The organism is Marinobacter maritimus (assembly GCF_007671675.1).
GTDB classification, from domain to species: domain Bacteria; phylum Pseudomonadota; class Gammaproteobacteria; order Pseudomonadales; family Oleiphilaceae; genus Marinobacter; species Marinobacter maritimus.
The window spans coordinates 16,654-33,724 of sequence record NZ_VCGW01000003.1; the positions used below are offsets into that span (position 1 = coordinate 16,654).

At 56.0% G+C, this 17,071-nt stretch carries 13 protein-coding genes; 10 read left to right on the forward strand and 3 right to left on the reverse strand.

What is annotated here, in order from left to right; all coding sequences use genetic code 11:
• Positions 1 to 278: 278 nt before the first annotated feature.
• The 6 genes from FFI90_RS12260 to FFI90_RS12285 all read left to right on the forward strand — a co-directional run bounded on the left by FFI90_RS12260 (position 279) and on the right by FFI90_RS12285 (position 8,983).
• Entirely contained in the window at positions 279 to 1,331 is a 1,053-nt protein-coding gene (locus tag FFI90_RS12260) for a TRAP transporter substrate-binding protein (protein ID WP_144778364.1), read from the forward strand.
• 118 nt (positions 1,332 to 1,449) lie between these two features.
• Positions 1,450 to 2,088 (forward strand): TRAP transporter small permease subunit, encoded by a 639-nt coding sequence (locus tag FFI90_RS12265; protein ID WP_144778365.1) that lies wholly within the window; start codon positions 1,450 to 1,452, stop codon positions 2,086 to 2,088.
• Positions 2,088 to 3,452 (forward strand): TRAP transporter large permease, encoded by a 1,365-nt coding sequence (locus FFI90_RS12270; RefSeq protein WP_144778366.1) that lies wholly within the window; start codon positions 2,088 to 2,090, stop codon positions 3,450 to 3,452. The genes FFI90_RS12265 and FFI90_RS12270 overlap by 1 nt, the downstream gene beginning before the upstream one ends.
• Positions 3,453 to 3,464: 12 nt before the next feature.
• On the forward strand, positions 3,465 to 4,244 hold the full coding sequence (locus FFI90_RS12275) for a 3-hydroxybutyrate dehydrogenase (protein ID WP_144778367.1): 780 nt from the start codon (positions 3,465 to 3,467) through the stop codon (positions 4,242 to 4,244).
• Positions 4,245 to 4,260: 16 nt separating this feature from the next.
• Positions 4,261 to 6,252 (forward strand): acetoacetate--CoA ligase, encoded by a 1,992-nt coding sequence (locus FFI90_RS12280; RefSeq protein ID WP_144778368.1) that lies wholly within the window; start codon positions 4,261 to 4,263, stop codon positions 6,250 to 6,252.
• Positions 6,253 to 6,739: 487 nt separating this feature from the next.
• Complete coding sequence (locus tag FFI90_RS12285; RefSeq protein WP_144778369.1) at positions 6,740 to 8,983, forward strand: NADP-dependent isocitrate dehydrogenase; 2,244 nt, start codon at positions 6,740 to 6,742, stop codon at positions 8,981 to 8,983.
• 81 nt (positions 8,984 to 9,064) lie between these two features.
• Here FFI90_RS12285 and ybaK read toward each other — a convergent pair whose 3' ends face one another.
• Positions 9,065 to 9,535, reverse strand: coding sequence for a Cys-tRNA(Pro) deacylase (ybaK, locus tag FFI90_RS12290; protein WP_144778370.1), 471 nt, complete (start codon positions 9,533 to 9,535; stop codon positions 9,065 to 9,067).
• A gap of 112 nt (positions 9,536 to 9,647) precedes the next feature.
• Here ybaK and FFI90_RS12295 point away from each other — a divergent pair, with 112 nt between their 5' ends.
• Entirely contained in the window at positions 9,648 to 10,934 is a 1,287-nt protein-coding gene (locus tag FFI90_RS12295) for a serine hydrolase domain-containing protein (protein ID WP_144778371.1), read from the forward strand.
• Between the two features lie 12 nt (positions 10,935 to 10,946).
• Here the strand turns inward: FFI90_RS12295 and FFI90_RS12300 are convergent, their stop codons facing one another.
• Positions 10,947 to 11,291 (reverse strand): hypothetical protein, encoded by a 345-nt coding sequence (locus FFI90_RS12300; RefSeq protein WP_144778372.1) that lies wholly within the window; start codon positions 11,289 to 11,291, stop codon positions 10,947 to 10,949.
• Positions 11,292 to 11,486: 195 nt separating this feature from the next.
• On the opposite strand from FFI90_RS12300, the gene FFI90_RS12305 reads away from it, so the two are divergent.
• Complete coding sequence (locus tag FFI90_RS12305; protein ID WP_144778373.1) at positions 11,487 to 11,744, forward strand: hypothetical protein; 258 nt, start codon at positions 11,487 to 11,489, stop codon at positions 11,742 to 11,744.
• On the opposite strand, the gene FFI90_RS12310 is transcribed toward FFI90_RS12305, so the two are convergent.
• Positions 11,738 to 12,817 (reverse strand): hypothetical protein, encoded by a 1,080-nt coding sequence (locus tag FFI90_RS12310; RefSeq protein ID WP_144778374.1) that lies wholly within the window; start codon positions 12,815 to 12,817, stop codon positions 11,738 to 11,740. The two genes, FFI90_RS12305 and FFI90_RS12310, sit on opposite strands and share 7 nt — an antisense overlap.
• 215 nt (positions 12,818 to 13,032) lie before the next feature.
• Between FFI90_RS12310 and FFI90_RS12315 the strand changes: the two genes are divergently transcribed.
• The gene (locus tag FFI90_RS12315) at positions 13,033 to 16,485 is read left to right on the forward strand and encodes a response regulator (protein WP_144778375.1); all 3,453 of its coding nucleotides are present in this window, start codon (positions 13,033 to 13,035) and stop codon (positions 16,483 to 16,485) included.
• The gene (locus tag FFI90_RS12320; RefSeq protein ID WP_144778376.1) at positions 16,482 to 17,033 is read left to right on the forward strand and encodes a hypothetical protein; all 552 of its coding nucleotides are present in this window, start codon (positions 16,482 to 16,484) and stop codon (positions 17,031 to 17,033) included. The genes FFI90_RS12315 and FFI90_RS12320 overlap by 4 nt, the downstream gene beginning before the upstream one ends.
• Positions 17,034 to 17,071: the final 38 nt, after the last annotated feature.

Consider the following 17,071-nt stretch of genomic DNA (forward strand, 5'->3'; position numbering starts at 1 on the left):
GTATTGTCCGGCTTCCCGGACGTTTCGGAAGTTCCAATTCTTTGATTTACTTATTATATCCTTGATTTTAAAGATAAAAGAAGTTTTGGCACAGTCCCTGCTAATTCTTGGGCGCAGGACGTCAGAACAACGCAGAAAACAAGACTGACGCTTTCGTAGGACCCAAAAAACACAAATGTCTGTCTCGTTTCCTGCGATGTCTGACTACACTCAGACCAGGCTTGTCAGGAAAATCATCCTGCCGGCCAATTACAAAAACAATGTTAGGAGACTCGCCAATGAAACTCTTCAAGGCCCTCACCGGAATTGCCGGTGCGATTGCCCTGACAACGGGATCGGTATACGCAGACGATCTGCGTTGGAAAATGCCGGTTGCCTTCTCCACCAATCTCCCCGGCCTTGGTTCGCCTGCCGCCTGGGTTGCCGATAACCTCAACGCAGCTTCCGGCGGCAGCATCCAGGTTCGCGTCTATGAGCCCGGCAAGTTGGTTCCGGCTTTCGATATCCTCCAGTCTGTTTCCGACGGCAAGGTTTCCGCAGGATACACCTGGATCGGTTACGACCAGGGTAAGGTGCCTGCGATTCCGCTGTTTGCGGCTGTTCCCTTTGGCATGAAGCCCTGGGCCTACACCGGCTGGTACTACTACGGTGGTGGCCATGAAATGTTGCAGGAAGTCTATGCCAACAAGGGCTTCAAAGTGCACGCGCAGCTGTGCGGCATTATCGGGCCTGAAACAGCTGGCTGGTATAAAGACAAAATCGACACCCTGGAAGACTACAAAGGTCTGAAAATCCGTTTCGCCGGCCTCGGCGGCAAGGTTCTGGAAAAGCTGGGTGCCTCGGTCACCATGATGCCCGGCGGTGAGCTCTTTCAGGCGTTGGAAAAAGGCACCATCGACGCGACGGAATTTTCCATGCCTGCCATTGACCAGATTCTCGGATTCGACCAGGTGGTCAAATACAACCTCTTCCCCGGCTGGCATCAGCAGTTTACTGCCCAGTACATGCTGATCAACAAGGATGAGTGGAACAACGCGACCGATGCACAGAAAGCGCTGGTTGAAGCTTCTTGCACCGCGGCGACAACTCTGGCTCTGGCCGAAGGCGAGTACAAGAACGGTAAGGTTCTGGCTGGCTTCCAGAAAAAGGGCGTCAACGCTGACCAGATTCCCCGCGAAGTTCTGCAGGAGCTGAAGGCGGTTACCGAGGATGTGCTGAAAGAAGAAGCCTCCAAGGATGCTGATTTCAAGCGCGTCTACGACAGCCAGAACGAGTTCATGGAGACATACAAGGTGTGGGATTCGCGCGCCTATGTTCCATCGGATCTTTAAGGTCCGGGGCTGACCCTGAGCATCGGAAGACATTCCGATGCTCTCTGACCAAGTCTGGATGGCCCTTCGGGGCCATCCTTGTTTCGCAGCATAGACTTTCTGAGCGGGGAATTATTCCATGACGGTGTCTGAACAAGGCTCACCGCAAAACTCGCGGGCACCGGTGCCCGACGCTGGTGAATTTCTTCACCACCACACCGAGCTACCGACAACCCGGGTCAGTCAGCAGATGGACCGCATGATTGCGGCAATCGGCACGGCTGCGTCCTGGCTCTGGGTAGTGCTAACAGGTGTGATCATCTGGGCGGTGGTTGGCCGCTATGCCTTTGACCATGGTTCTGTAACCTTGGAAGAGGTCCAGTGGCACCTGGCCGGCATCGGCTGGATGCTCGGGTTGGCTTATACCCTCGTGGTCGATGATCACGTGAGAGTGGATGTGCTCCACGAACGCATGTCCCTGAAACGTCAGGGCTGGGTTGAACTGCTCGGTCTGTTGTTCCTGTTGTTACCGTTTCTCACATTAGCGATATACGAAATGATCCCCTATGCCTTCAGTTCCTGGCAGCAAGGAGAAACCAGCCAGGCACCTGCCGGGCTTCCATACCGCTGGGTACTCAAAGGTGTGGTGGCGTTGTCTTTTGTTCTTCTGGCTCTGGCTGCGCTATCCCGGTTGTTGAAAGTCACTGCACTGCTTTTCGGTTTTCCGAAGCCAATCCCCGTCAAGACCGGGAATGACAAGAAAGAGGATGCGTCCTGATGGAGCTTGAAACTCTGTTTGTAATCGGTATGTTCCTGACGTTCGGGGCGTTGTTGATGACCGGCTTTCCGGTTGCCTGGGTGCTGGGCGGCACTGCAGTCATCTGGACGTTAGTCGGTGTAGTGGCCGTTGAAAATTTTGGTGCCAATCTCTGGTTCGACTATGCCTCCTCTATGGGGCTCATGCCCGAGCGGGTATGGAAAGTTGTAAACAGCGAGACCCTTGTGGCTCTGCCCATGTTCATCTTCATGGGCATTATGCTGGACCAGTCTGGTGTCGCTGAGCGATTGATGAACAGCATGGTAAAACTGTTTGGCGCTGTTCGCGGCGGATATGCGGTAACAGTGATTATCATCGGCGTACTGTTGGCAGCCACCACCGGTATCATTGGCGCCTCTGTCGTGCTGTTGGGCATGCTCTCTTTGCCCGTGATGATGGAGAACAAGTACGACAAGGGGTTTGCAGTGGGCACTGCCTGTGCCACAGGCACCCTCGGGATTCTGATTCCTCCCTCCATCATGTTGGTACTGATGGCTGACCGGTTGGCGGTTCCGGAAGCCTCCGTGGGTGATCTGTTCATGGGAGCCTTCCTGCCTGGCTTGTTGCTGGGTGCTATGTATGTCGGTTACGCCATGATTCGACCCCTCTTTCAGCCGCACATTGCGCCTGTGCCGGAGGGCACTGAGAAAGTATCCTGGAGTATTGTCTGGGAAGTGGCCAAGGCAGTTCTGCCCACGGCTGCGCTGATTCTCGGTGTGCTTGGATCTATTTTTGCCGGTATAGCCACGCCCACGGAAGCTTCCGGTGTCGGCGCCCTGGGTGCTCTTTTGCTGGCTGTGATGGCAAGGCGGCTGAACATGAAGGTCCTCCGCTCATCAATACAGCAAACCACCCGAACGTCCGCGTTTATCTTTGCAATTTTCCTTGGCGCAACGGCCTTCTCTGTCGTGTTGCGGGGGCTTGGTGGCGACGAGGTGATCAAAGATGCGCTGCTGGGGCTGCCATTCGGGCCCTATGGCGTGGTGTTGAGCATTCTGTTCGCGGTGTTCCTGCTGGGTTTCTTCCTCGACTGGGTTGAGATCACTCTGATTATTCTTCCGCTGGTAGCACCGGTTGTCCAACACCTTGAGTTTAATCTGGTGTGGTTCACCATACTCTTTGCCATGTGCCTGCAGACGTCGTTCCTGACGCCACCGGTAGGCTTTGCGCTGTTCTACATCAAGGGCGTGGCGCCACCGGAAATCACTGTAATCGACATCTACAAGGGCGTCATACCCTTTATTATTATTCAGCTGATAGCGCTGGCGATCGTATTCCTGGTGCCTGAGATCGCAACCTGGCTGCCCAGTGTGGCTTACGACTAAGGAGATAAAACCATGCGTCTAGAAAAACGGATTGCGCTGATTACCGGCGCGGGGCGAGGTATCGGTCGCGCGATCGCCGAGCACTATGGCCGTGAGGGTGCTCGCGTCGCGGTCGCGGATCTTACGCTGGAAAGCGCACAAGAGGCCGTAGATGCCATAGAAAAAGCCGGCGGCACAGCGATGGCTCTGGCGATGGACGTGACGGACGAGGCAGCAGTCGATGCAGGTGTTGCCGCCGTTGTGGAAGCCTGGGGCAGCCTCGACATCGCTGTCGCCAATGCCGGTATCCAGCATATAGACCCGGTGCACAAACTGGCGTATGCGGACTGGCGCCGGGTGATCAATGTGCACCTGGATGGCGCCTTTCTGGTAACCCGGGCCGCGCTCAAGCAGATGTACGCCAGCGGCGGCGGCACTATGCTCTACATGGGGTCTGTGCATTCGCTGGAGGCCTCGCCGCTTAAGTCGCCTTATGTGGCCGCTAAGCACGGCATGTTGGGCTTGTGCCGTGCAGTGGCGAAAGAAGGCGCGGAACACGGCGTGCGCAGCAACATCATCTGCCCGGGCTTTGTGAGAACGCCGCTGGTAGACAAACAGATTCCGGAACAGGCAAAAGAGCTAGGTCTTTCTGAAGAGGAAGTCATCAGCAAGGTCATGCTGAAGAATACAGTGGACGGCAAGTTCACTACGCTTGAAGATGTTTCCGAGATGGCCGTACATCTTGCGGCCTTTCCTTCGGCCGCCCTCACTGGCCAATCTATTGTTGTCAGCCACGGCTGGCACATGCAGTAAGCAACAGGAGCGACGGATGAGCCTTACAGAACAATCACCCGTAGTCTGGTCCCCCTCTGAGGATACGCTGGACAACGCCCATATGGGCCGGTTTAAAACCTGGCTGGAAGGCCAGAACTATGGTCCCTTTGCTGATTATCATGCACTGCACAAGTGGTCCGTTGAAGATCTGGAAACCTTCTGGGCCAAGGTCTGGGATTATTGCGGTCTGATTTGCGAAACACCGGCCAATGCAGTGCTGGGCAAACGGGATATGCCCGGTGCCGAGTGGTTCCCGGGCATGAAGCTGAACTTTGCCGCCAACCTGCTGCGACTGGCAGAAGGCGAGCATGCCAACCAGGAAGCGATCGTCGCCTACTGTGAAACCCGCCCGGTTTTGCGCCGCACTTATGGCGAACTGAAATCTGATGTCGGTGCGCTGGAAGCCTTTCTGCGCGGGAAGGGCATCAAAAAAGGTGACCGGGTAGCCGGAGTTGTCACCAACGGCTACGAAGCTCTCGCCGGTATGCTGGCGGCAACCAGCCTTGGTGCTATCTGGAGCTCCGCCTCGCCGGACTTCGGCATTGGGGCCATCCTTGACCGGTTTGGCCAGATTGAGCCGTCTGCCCTGATCGTGGTAAACGGCTATGGCTACGGCGGTAAGACCTTCGCTCGCCAGAATGATTTTGCGGAACTGATTGCCGGCCTGCCAACGCTCAAATGCGTTGTCAGCGTAGAGCAACTTCCAGGAGAAACAGCGGTTCCGGGTGAGCTGGTTACCACCTGGGATGAGGCACTTGCTTCTGGCGCGGGCCAGGCGCCCTCATTTACGCCGGTTGGCCCTGACCACCCGGTTTATATCCTGTATTCCTCCGGCACCACCGGCAAACCCAAATGCATCGTGCACGGCACCGCCGGCCTGCTGGTTAACCATGCCAAAGAACTCATGCTGCATGGCGATGTAGGCCCGGAAGACCGGTTCCTCTACTTCACCACTTGCGGCTGGATGATGTGGAACTGGCAAGCCTCCGCCCTGCTGACCGGTGCTGCCGTTATCACCGTAGACGGCTCTCCGGGCTATCCCAGCCTGAGCTTCCTGTGGGATACCGTAGCCGAAGAGCGCGTTACCCACTTCGGTACCAGCGCAAGATTCATTGCAGGCTGTCGCAAGGCTGAAATGGCCCCTGCTGAAACCCTGGATCTCAGCAACCTGAGAATCATTTTCTCAACCGGCTCGCCCCTGCTTCCGGAAGACTACGACTGGGTGTACAGCCACGGCGCGCCCAACGTACTGTTGGGCTCCATTGCAGGTGGCACAGACATCTGCGGCTGCTTTGTCGGTTCGACTCCACTGCTCTCGGTACGCCGGGGCGAAATCCAGTGCAGCCTGCTGGGCGTCGACGCTGTTGCTTACGGAGATAACGGCAATCCCGTCGACCAGGGCCGCGGCGAACTCGTCTGCCGTCAGCCTTTGCCCTCAATGCCTGTCGCCTTCTGGGACGACGCCGACGGCGAACGCTACCGCGCAGCCTACTTCGACACCTTCCCGGGCGTGTGGGCACACGGTGACTTCATCGAGTTCACCGAACACGGCGGCGCCATCATCTACGGCCGCTCCGACGCCACACTCAACCCCGGCGGCGTGCGTATCGGCACCGCAGAAATCTACCGCCAGGTAGAAACCGAAGCGGCCATCAAAGACAGTTTGGTAGTCGGGCGCCAGATCGAGGGCGACGTGGAAGTTGTGCTGTTCGTAGTGCCTGCCGAAGGCCAGGAGCTCACCGACGACCTGCTGAACCAGCTAAAAGTCCGGATCCGCAAGGGCGCCAGCCCACGCCATGTTCCCAAACACATAGTTCAGGTGCCGGACATCCCCTACACCCGCAGTGGCAAAAAAGTGGAGCTGGCCGTCGCCCGTCTGATCAACGGCTCCAGCAAAGCCGACAACCGCGATGCCTTGGGCAATCCGGAAGCTCTGGATCAGATTCGGGATCGGCTTGCTGAGGAGAACCTATTGCCGAAAGGCTAGTTTTTAATTGCGAAAGGCTACTTGGAAACTTGAGAAGCGGCGGGATTAACGCCTCCCAAAACTGTGCGGAGCCATGGGTGGAGTGCGAAGCACTTCACGGGCAAGCCAAGGACGGCTTGCCCAGGGCCCTCAGCGCGACGCAGGAGCAATAAGCGCTGAGGGGCGGAGCCCAGGCGTCACAGGGACGTGCCGCAAGGAGCGTATTTTGGGAAGGGCTGCCCCCAACGCGATACTCCCAAGCCAAACAAGCTGTATGCCAAATGATAGAAAGTTTCGTAAATTCCCACCATTTGATGGCCCAGTTACCGAAGATCAGGGGTTATTAGTCCGTTCTTATACTAAGATCGTAACCCGAGATTACAAAAAAATGGTATCTTAGTAGGTCTATTAAAAGCTCCAAAATCAGTCATTGCAAAGATCAGACGCCCAAAAGGCGCAGGATCACGCCATGACCGTCCTGAATCCACCTATCAGCCTGAGGACGAAAATGACATCATCCAAAGCAAAGATTGTCTACACACTGACCGACGAGGCGCCTGCCCTCGCGACGCGGTCTCTTCTTCCGATCCTGGAAACCTACGCCAAGCCGGCTGGCATTGAATTCGAAACCAGCGATATTTCCCTGGCGGCCAGGATTCTGGCGACGTTCCCCGAGCACCTGGAAGAGAATCAGCGGGTACCGGATGCCCTGGCAGAGCTGGGCGAGTACACCAAAGACCCAGATGCCAACATCATCAAGCTGCCGAACATTTCTGCCTCCATACCGCAGCTACGCGCAGCTATTAAAGAACTGAATGATCAGGGTTACAAGGTTCCTGAATACAAGGAAAACCCTGAAACCGACGAAGAAAAAGACGTCACAGCCCGCTATGCAAAAGTACTGGGCAGCGCCGTGAACCCGGTTCTGCGTGAAGGCAACTCCGACCGTCGGGCACCAGCCGCCGTGAAAGCCTTCGCCCGCAAATATCCCCACACCATGGGTGACTGGAGCCCGGCTTCACGCACCCACGTGGCGCACATGCGCGGTGGCGATTTCTACTCCAACGAGCAGTCGCTGACCCTCGACAAGGCGACCAACGCCCGCATTGTTTTCGAGAACAAAAGCGGCAAGCAGACTGTACTGAAATCCGATTTGCCCCTGCTGGAAGGCGAAGTGCTCGACGGCATGTTCATGAGCAAGAAAGCACTCTGCAAATTCTTCGAAGATGCCATCGAGGATTGCGAAAAGACCGGCGTGATGTTCTCCCTGCACGTCAAAGCCACCATGATGAAAATCTCCCACCCGATCGTGTTCGGTCACGCGGTGAAGATTTACTACAAAGAGCTGTTTGACCAATACGGCGACCTGTTCGAAGAAATCGGTGTAAACCCGAACAACGGCCTGTCTTCCGTACTCGAGAAAATCAAGCTGCTGCCCGAATCCAAGCAAGAAGAAATCCAGGAAGCTCTGCACAAAACCTACGAGCATCGCCCGGAAATCGCTATGGTGGATACCGTTAAAGGTATCACCAACCTGCACATGCCCAGCGACGTGATTGTAGACGCCTCCATGCCTGCAATGATCCGTAACTCCGGCAAAATGTGGGCTCGTGATGGCAAGCTCAAGGACACCAAGGCCGTTATGCCGGAGTCCACATACGCCACCATCTATCAGGAAGCGATCAACTTCTGTAAGACTCACGGTGCATTTGACCCCACCACTATGGGCACAGTGCCGAACGTGGGCCTGATGGCGCAAAAAGCAGAAGAGTATGGCTCTCACGACAAGACCTTCGAAATCCAGGAAGACGGTATTGTGCGTGTGGTTGCCGAAGATGGCACCGTGTTGACCGAGCACAACGTCGAAAAGGGCGATATCTGGCGCGCGTGCCAGACCAAAGACCTGCCTATCCGCGACTGGGTCAAGCTGGCCGTTAACCGTGCCCGCGCTACCGGCACGCCTGCTGTATTCTGGCTGGACGACGAGCGTGCTCACGATGCCGAGCTGATCAAGAAGGTTCATACTTACCTTGAAGATCACGACACCGAAGGCCTCCATATCCGTATCGAGTCGCCTGTTCGCGCCATTCGCTGGACCATGGAGCGCCTGATTCGTGGCCTGGATACCATCTCTGTAACCGGCAACGTGCTGCGTGACTACCTTACCGACCTGTTCCCGATTCTGGAGCTGGGTACCAGTGCCAAGATGTTGTCGATTGTTCCGCTGCTGAACGGTGGTGGGCTCTATGAAACCGGCGCTGGCGGTTCTGCACCCAAACACGTGCAGCAACTGCTGCAGGAAGACCATCTGCGCTGGGATTCGCTGGGTGAGTTTCTGGCTATTGCTGTGTCTCTGGATGAGCTGGGCGAGAAGCACGATAACAATCGTGCACGTCTGCTGGGGCAGACTCTCGACAAAGCCACCGAGCGACTGCTGGAAAATAACCAGTCACCTTCCCGTGTAACCGGTGAGCTGGACAACCGTGGCAGTCACTTCCACTTGGCCCGCTACTGGGCAGAGGGTTTGGCAAACCAGGATAGCGACAAGGAGCTCAAAGAGTTCTTCACCAGGATGTCGGCACAACTGGAAGAGAACAAGGACAAGATTCTGGAGGAGATGAGTGTTATCCAGGGTCATCCCGCGGATATTGGCGGCTATTATCACCCACCTGCGGAAAAGGTGAAGGCGGTCATGCAGCCAAGTGCAACACTCAACCGGATTATGGAAGATGCTCGTGCATCGGTGAACTAATCCCGGATGGCACCCGGGAGTTTCTCCTGGCTGCCTGAGACAGAAACCCGGAAAGCCTGTAACACGGCTCTCCGGGTTTTTTTATGTTTGTTGCAGCGGCACCAGTTGCCCTTCGGTCAGCCGGGCCAGATCGTCAGGAGAAAGCTCAATCTCCAGGCCGCGGCGGCCGGCGCTGATATAGATTGTTTCAAAGCCCTCGGCAGAGGCATCTATGAAGGTTCGCAAACGGTTTTTCTGGCCCAGAGGGCTCACTCCCCCTAACACATAACCGGTGCGGCGCTGAACCTCCTGCGGGTCGGCCATGCTTGCCTTTTTTCCGCCTGCGGCCTTGGCGATCAGCTTCATGCTGAGCATGCCGGTGACCGGCACCACGCCAACGGCGAGGGTTTTGCCATCAACGGCGACCACCAGGGTTTTGAATACCCGTGCCGGATCAATTCCCATCTTTTCGGCGGCTTCATTGCCGTAACCGGCGCTGGCAGGGTCATGCTCGTATTCGTGGATCTTGTGGGGAACACGGGCTTTACAGGCCGCATCGATACCGGGCGTCATGGGTTGCTCCTGAAACCATTGGTTTTTTTTATGCTCAACGGTCTATGATAACTTCAGAATTAGCCAATCCGAAGACCGAATAAAAACAGTCACCAATACCAAGGCGCACCCGATGAACCCAATAGCCCGTCGTGCACTGCACAGTTGCAAGGTTCCCAAGGACTTGTCTACCGTTACTCACCGCGATGCTGCCGGTGAAAAGCCGGAAGCCGTGGGCGTTGATACCCGCACAGTAGATACCATCTGGAAAAGCGTCGAAGCCTTGTACCGCACCGGTGTCCACCCAGGCATCCAGATCTCGGTGCGACATCGGGGTGAACAGATACTGCATCGTGCGATTGGGCATGCGAGCGGCAATGGCCCCCAGGATCCTGCCGGCACCCCCAAAGTAGCCATGACCACCGAAACACCCATTTGCTATTTTTCAGCGTCCAAGGCGGTCACCGCTTTGCTGATGCACATGCTGGTTGAGCAGGGGTTGGTCAATCTGATGGACCCGGTGTCTTACTACTGCCCAGAGTTTGCGACAAACGGCAAGCGCACAATTACGGTGCATCAAATCCTGTCGCATCGGGGCGGAATTCCTGCCATTCCGAAAGATACTCCGATTGATGTGCTGTGGAATCAGGATGAAATCTGGCGCCTGCTGTGTGAAGCCAGAGCCGTGGAGGTAGACGGCTCCAAGGTTGCCTACCATGCGGTAACCGGAGGCTACGTACTTCAGCGCGTGCTGGAAAAAGTGACTGGCGATACCATTGAAAACTATCTCGACAAACACCTTCGCAAACCCATGGGTATGAAGTGGTTCACCTACGGGATTCAGCCTGAGAGCCTTCATAAGCTGGCCGCCAATTACGCCACCGGGCTTACCCCACGCTTCCCTGTGTCCTGGATCGTCAACCGCGCGCTTGGCGGTGATATCTCCACCGTGGAGCAGGTGACCAACGACCCGCGCTTTCAGGAGGCTGTGATTCCGGCGGGAAATCTGTGCGGCACGGCCGAGGAAATGGGGCGGTTCTTCCAGATGATGCTTAATGGAGGTACCTGGAATGGCAAGCGTATCTGCAGCGACATCACCGTTCGCCGTGCCATTCAGCAGTTCGGTTCGTTACAGATTGACCGCACCATGATGATTCCCATGCGTTTCAGTGCCGGCATGATGCTGGGCGGCAATCCGGTGGGCTTGTGGGGGCAAAAAAGCCGATACGCGTTCGGGCATGTGGGGTTAATCAACAAGCTCTGCTGGGCAGATGCCGCCCGGGATATCTCCGTAAGCCTGCTCAATACCGGGTTCCCAATTGTCGGGCATCACCTGCCTGCGCTGGGCAAGTTTGTTTATACCATTGCCAGTCAGTTCCCGTTCCGACCGGAAAGCGAGCGCCCCGTGGTCGCCGCCTGAAGCGAGGACCACTCACAGGGTTCTGAGCTGAGCCTCCAGAATGCCAAGCACGGATGACAGAATGTCGCGGAAGTCCGTGAGCGTCTGAGTGCGCTGGATGACTTCCTCGCGGCTCTCGTCCAGCTTTTCAAGCTTGGGCACAACCCGCCGAATGCCTTCAGTGATCACCTCATAAGGATAGTGGTGATCCTGAATGCTGAGTTTGTTTATCTCGGATACTTCCTGGCTGAAAATACTGATGATGTCGTACAGCATGTCCTTGTGCTGAATGCTGGCGGCTTCCCAGTAGGCGTCGTCCAGCAGCTCAAGAAGGGAGAGGTATTCCCGGAGAGTATCGGCAACGGATGTCTGGCTCATAAACAATCCCGGTAGCTGAAAAAGAAACAGTAAGGAGAACTATAGCAGTGGTTCCGTCGGGATTCTTCCGTTGCCGGGACGGTCAGGCGGCGCCGACATAAGAGTGAAAAGCTATTCATTTGTTGCACTTTGTCGGACAGTTGTGCAAACTGCATTCTGATAAAGGAACTGCCGCCACTCAATGGATGAGAGACAATGGACAAGCCCACTACCCCGCATCACGAATACCCTTCAATGGTCAGAAACGTCCGGCTTGACCACCACGATAGCGTGCGGAGCCATGTGCACCAGCAAGTCAGCACGGAAGTAGAGCGGCTGGAACGCCGAATCGAGGTTTTGCGCCTGACCAAGGCACCACACGTCGCCGTTATGATTTCAGCCTATGAGCGGATGATTGATCACAAAAAAAGCTTTTTGCAGACCTGTGATCTTGATGAGCGTTGTGATTACTGACGCACGTATGCTCCCGTTGCAGTCCAGCTCACAGCTGCATCGCTGTTCGGTTGGTTGTCGCAATAAGCCGGGTTGAGGCTGGTTTTGTCTGGCTCTGCGCTGGTCGGGGTTTTAATCCTTGCCGGTTCGTCATTGGAATAGAAGATTCTGAGTGTCGAGCTCGTATAATCCAGCTCAACCCTCAGACAATCAGGGCTTGAATCACTCAGGCTGATGCCGTCATACCGGTTGAGATCCAGTACTGCGTTGTCCGAACTCTTGATAAACAAAGTATCCGTTTTTTCCTGAACGAAATCCTGCCTAAGTTCGATGCTGCCAAAGTTGCGGCTGAGATAATCGGCGGTGGCGTACTCGGGGCTGTTGTAGCCCGATGTTCCGAAACTGTTGGCGCTAAAACGGCTTCCGGCCAACACGCTCACCAGCTCCGGTTGTGCGTTGGCCTCTTCCGGTTCAACGCTTCGGTTCACGTACTGAACGGTTCGGTAAACTTTGGCCTCCACTTCGCTGTCTTCGGGGCCGGCGGGAAGATAGCGCCAGTCAAGAGTCGGGAAAATCCACAGGCTGTCATTAAGCGGTGCATTGCTGAGAACCGCGTTCTGATCTGTAAAGCGAATGAGTGCGCCATTCCCCCGGGTGTTATAGGTGCCTGCAGCGCCCGCCGCTATGCGTTGACTGATGTACTGCCGTCCGTCCCGGAAATTGGTGACCTCGTTGGATGCGATGACCTGATTGATCAAATCCAACGGGTTGCGCACTCTTTCATAGCGGGTTCCGTTATCGGTGCGCGTGGCTCGGATAAAGTTGTCTATGTGGCCGCGCAACTCTTCGGCGGTTTGTTGGTTGTTGGTATTGTTGTCTGCGCCGACGGGCTGAATACCCTGATAAAAATCCCGGAACCGGGTGTGTTCAAGGTTGTCGGGTACATTTTCTGTATTTTCGAGATCAAACGTCGAAAAGGCCAGGTCCACATTGGTTGCCGGGTTAAACGCCGATTCTCCGGTATCCTCCAGGCCGCAGCCGCTCAGGTTCAGCGTCAGGAATAAAATGGCGGCGAAAAAGCAGGAGTGTCTCATTTCAGAAGGCCCTGAGGTGCGCAATTGTCCGTAAACGGCTAAAGTAAAAACCCGCGGGGCTCTCCGCCCCGATCCGACTGCAGACAATAAACCATAAGACAGGCATCTACCCTCGCGGAGATCACATTTTGCAGCAACGGTGTAAACCTGCTTCAGGCAAAGCAGCTCAGTGGCTGCTTGTCGCGCTATTTTTGATCACGGCTCTGGTGCCCGGCATGGCAAGCGCCCAGGAGCAGTGCCAGAATGGCCAGATCGTCCTGGAACGCAGCACCCAAAGCGTCCGTGATTTTGGTGGTTGCATCTCGTACCTGGAAGATGCCGGCCAGCTTTACCTGCTACCGGACATTCTACGTATGGAACCTGAGCGGTTCACCCGCCATGAGAGCGGCGTATTGAATTTCGGCTACACAGAATCGGCGTACTGGACGCGCTTTGATTTGCGTGCAGATACCGGAGAGGCGGGCACAGAGTGGATTCTGGAGCTGGCGCTGCCGCTGGTAGATGAGGTGGTGTTGTATCTGGTGCGCGATGGAAAGCTGATTGACCAGCGCAAGGCAGGCTATCAGGACAACTGGGCAGAGCGTGATCTGGCTGTGCCAAACCCCACGTTCAGGCTGAACCTGGAGCCCGGTAGCGTTACCTCGGTATACCTGCGCATTATCAATACCAACACCTTCCGCTTACCTGTCAGTCTCTGGAACCCCAACAGTTACATCGAAAAGGTGTCGGTGGACGAAATCGTCCGGGGTGCGCTGTTAGGCAGTCTGCTCGCCATTCTGGCCTACAACCTGTTTGTCGCCGTTTCAGTTCGCGAGCGCAGTAACATCTATTACGTGCTCTATCTGGTGTCTGCGGCAGTGTTTATTGCGACCGAACAGGTTCACGGCATTCAACTGCTTGATAGCCGGCCGGTTTTCTTTAACAAGGAGTATCTGCATTTCCAGATCATCATGACCTGGTTCTGGGGCCTTTTGATGGCCCGCGCCCTGCTCGAAACCCGTACCCGTTCATTGGATCTCGACCGGGTTATCAAGATGTGCATTTATTCGGTTGTTCTTACGTTTCTGTTGTCGTTGTTCCTTCCGTACCACGTTGCCATGGAATGGATTGTTATTGGCTCGATGCTGCTCTGTCTTATTCTGATCGTGGTGAGCTACCTGTCCTGGCGCTATTACAACCCTGCGGCCCGCTCCTACTTTTTCGCATGGACGCTGGCACTTATTGGCTTCGGTATATATGCACTGACGGTTATGGGTTACCTGCCGCTTAATACGTTCACCAGTTACGCGCCCCAGATCGGGCTTACCGCTCAGATTATCCTGTTTTCCTTTGCGCTGGCCGACCGGATCAAGCAGGTTCAGGGTCAGGCACTGAGCTGGAGCCGGCGGGCGCTAAACAGCCTGCAGCGTTACCAGTCGTTGTTTGATAACGCCATTGAGGGCGTTTTCCAGATGTCGCCCGCGCGGCAGTTTGTAACGGCCAACCCTGCCATGGCGCGGTTAATGGGGTTCAGCAACAGCCAGGAACTGTTGGCAAACAATCCGGATGTACTGGAGGCGTGCATTGCAGACGACCAGTTGCGGGAGCTGGTGGTGGAACAGCTTGAGGCGCGGGGCACGATAAAAGGGGTGGAGGCCCGCTATCTGACCAACACCGGGGAAGAGCGCTGGGCCATTATTTCACTCCACACAGCCTACGATACTGACGGCGAGCCCACGCACCTGGAAGGAACCTGCGTCGATTCCACAGAAAGCCACCGGCGCCAACGCATCGAGCGTGAACGGGAACAGGAACGGCTGGAGAAGGAGCTTGCGCGCAATTCCGCCGAAGCCAAGAGTCAGTTCCTCGCCAATATGAGCCATGAGATTCGAACGCCGCTGGCGGCCATAATTGGCTACGGGGAGACGCTTATGGACCCGGATCTCGATGAGCAGGAAAAGCGCAGCAGCGCGGAGACCGTTGTTCGGAGCGGGCGACACCTGCTTGATCTGGTGAATGATATCCTCGACCACTCCAAAATCGACGCCAACAAGCTGGATGTGGACGTGATATCGGTGAACCTGCCGGAGCTGTTGGACGAGATTCGTGCTTTTTTCGCCCCCCGGGCGAAGGAAAAAAGTCTCGACTTCAATATACTCTGTGAATTCCCGCTGCCCGAGCAGATCCAGACTGACCCGACGCGCTTGCGCCAGATTATTATCAATTTGTGTGGAAACGCGCTTAAATTTACGGAAAAAGGGTCTATCTCCCTGTCTGTGTATTGTGATCGAGAGCGGGAGATACTGGTTGCCCGGGTTGTCGACACGGGAATCGGTATGAAGCCGGAGCAAATTGGCCGGCTGTTTGATCCCTTTGCCCAGGGCAGTGCCGCGATTTCGCGACAGTATGGCGGCACGGGCCTGGGCTTGAGTATCTCGCGGCGGCTGGCGGAAATGCTGGGCGGCAGTATCCGTGTGAATAGCACCTACGGAGAGGGCAGCGAATTTGAGCTATCGATTCGCACCGGTGCACTGGATAAGGTTCACTTCCTTCGGGACGCGTCTGAGATGAGCCAGCGCCGGCGAACCATTCCAATGGTTGTAGCGCCGCGTCTCTCAGGGCGCATACTCTGTGCGGAGGACAACGACGTAAACCGCCGCCTGGTCTCGTTGCTGGTGAGTCGCACCGGCGCTGAGCTTGTGCATGTGGGCAACGGCGCCGAAGCTCTGGAGATGGCTATCCGAGAGTCTTTCGACGTGATTCTGATGGACATTCAGATGCCGGTGATGAACGGGCGCGATGCCACCGCCGCGTTGCGGGAAGCCGGGGTAAATACGCCCGTTATCGCACTGACCGCCAATGTGATGTCTGAAGACATTGCCGACTACCGGCTTGCCGGCTGCAATGAACACCTGGCTAAACCCATCGACAAGCAGCGCTTTTATGAGGTGCTGGCTCGGTACCTGAAAGTTGATGTTGGCAATGCCACAGACCCGGGCCAGCAATATCGTGGCCGGGTTCTGGTGGCCGAGGACAACGAAGAGAGCCGTCAGCTAGTAGAACGGATGCTGAACCGCCTTGGCCCGGATGTTGTAACGGTTGCCTCGGGCGCTGAAGCTGTACGTAAAGCGCTTTCAGAATCGGTGCAACTGGTACTCATGGACCGGCATATGCCGGATATGGACGGCGTGGCAGCTACGCAGCTGCTCAGGCAGGCGGGTTTCCGGCGCCCGATCATTGCCTTTACGGCGGGCGACCAGCAGGAAACCGATGCACTGCGCGATGCAGGCTGTGATGGAGCGCTGGAAAAACCGATAGATGAGCATCGTTTGCAGGCGTTATTGAGCCGTTTTCTTGAGCCTGGGTTGCCCGGCGAATGCAGTGCGGGGAACGATGAGGATATTGGCCGCCTGGCAGAAAGATTCCTGTCAGGGTTGGGCGAACGCCGGCAGCGCATGAACCAGGCACTGGCAGCCAGTGATCGGGCCGTGCTTGAAACGGAAACCCATCAGATCAAAGGCTCTGCGGGCGCCATGGGGTATCCCTTGATGACCCGTCAGGCGGGTATCGTGGAGGCGCTTGTAAAAGCTACCACCCCTCAGTGGAACCAGGTTCGTAGCGAACTGGCGGTACTGGACGAGATGATAGTGCGTGAACAAACACAGATTAAAACAGGATCGGATCTATGAGTGAGCGCCAGTTACACCGTGAACACCAGTCCATGAGTACGATGTACGGCACCTACGCCGACATTCTGTTCGTGCTTTTTCCTTTCCTCGTTATTGGTATGCAACGCCTTTGGGATGGTCGCCTTTACCAGACTCTTATGAATGCAGATCTGAGCATAGCCGCCGCCATTCTTGCCGGCCTTGCCATCGGGAAGTTTGTACTCGGGTTGGTCACTAACCGGGATCTTGGTCGCTATAAGGAGCGTATTGTATTCTTCATTGCGCTGACACTGTTTGTGGTACTCGGGCCCGCCATAATTCTGATGCTAAGCATCACCGGGGGCGCCGAAGTACCGGGGTTTGTGGCATTTGTGCAGCCTGTACTGTTGATTATTGCGATCTCGCTCTATTCAACCGCTGTCAGCATCAGCAACATACTGACGCAGGATGACGGTCAGGAATCTTATAAGGCTAATGCAGATGAGCACCTGACGGATGGCACCCTCGCTCCGGGAGCCAGGCATGCGCCGCTGGATCTCCCGCGCCATACAGGCACCGACTCTTGGTAATCGCCGTTCTGCAAGGCGCCCGGGCTGCAATACGCCCG